We start from the raw sequence: 777 nt of genomic DNA, 5'->3' as shown, positions 1-777 counted from the left end.
GCTGACGGATCCTCTTAACCTTCCGGCACCGGGCAGGCGTCAGTGCATATACCGCGGCTTGCGCCTTCGCATGCACCTGTGTTTTTGGTAAACAGTCGCTACCCCCTGGCCTGTGCCACCCCCCGGGGCTATGGGAAGCTGGTTCCCTCACCCCAGGGGGTCTCCCTTATGCCGAAGGCACGGGAGCGATTTGCCGAGTTCCTTGACCAGGATTCGCTCGATCGCTTCGGTATGCTCTACCTGACCACCAGTGTCGGTTTGGGGTACGGGCGGCAACGCGCCTCGCGCCGAAGCTTTTCTCGGCCGACGGAACACACCGGATATCGCCCCCAAAGGGGGCCCATCATCACGCCTCGCCCTATCACTCCCCCGGATTTGCCTGGGGGAAGGGCCGCACGCTTGACCACGGAAAACCACCTCCGCAGCCGGCTGCCCGTCCGCGTCACTCCATGCGCTCGCCTACACACGCGCATCCACCCCAACACGCATATCAGCCACGCCCCCGAAGGGACGGGCATCCACGCGCGAAACGGCTTCAGACACGCTATCGGCCTGCCGGTTCGCTGCCGGTACGGGAATATCGACCCGTTCATCCATTCGACTACGCCTGTCGGCCTCGCCTTAGGACCCGACTCACCCAGGGACGACGAACGTGGCCCTGGAACCCTTGGTCATCCAGCGCGGGAGATTCGCACTCCCGTCTCGCTACTCATGTCTGCATTCTCACTCCCCGGCAGTCCACCACAGGATTCCTCCGCGGCTTCGCCCCGGCCGGGG

Annotated in this window: 1 rRNA gene (only partly in view); it reads right to left on the bottom strand. The window is 64.5% G+C overall.

Going from position 1 to position 777, the window contains the following annotated elements:
- Positions 1-777: ribosomal RNA gene (locus tag AC1AXT_RS08730) — 23S ribosomal RNA — on the bottom strand (its annotated part continues 1,107 nt past the right edge of the window); the annotation flags it as partial.

The sequence above is a fragment of the Bifidobacterium sp. LH_450 genome, from assembly GCF_056356715.1.
Note: the sequence above shows the minus strand (reverse complement) of the source record. Positions and strands in the feature narration are given on the sequence as shown.